The 281-nt window shown below is 67.6% G+C and carries 1 protein-coding gene; it reads left to right on the top strand.

Features of this window, described 5'->3' with window-relative positions:
* The coding region (locus tag ACLBXP_RS26050; RefSeq protein ID WP_447670674.1) for an aquaporin at positions 1-281 on the top strand (281 nt) is incomplete at both ends.

The following is a 281-nucleotide window of genomic DNA, read 5'->3' as shown; positions in this document are numbered from 1 at the left end:
GTGGCGATCGCCGCTGGCTCGCAGGGCCACATCAACCCGGCGGTGACGCTGGCCTTCGCCTATGCGAGCGGCGGTGCCTCGAAGGTCGTCCCCTACATCGCGGGTCAGTTCGCCGGGGCCTTCCTCGGGGCGACACTGGTCTGGCTCTCCTACCTCGCCCATTTGGCGAAGACCGAGGATGCCGGCCTCAAGCTCGCCTGCTACTCGACCGGTCCCGCGATCCGGGACGTGAAGGCGAACCTGCTCACGGAGGCGATCGGAACCTTCCTGCTGGTCTTCGT

It is taken from the genome of Methylobacterium sp. A54F (assembly GCF_053346035.1).
Note: the sequence above shows the minus strand (reverse complement) of the source record. Positions and strands in the feature narration are given on the sequence as shown.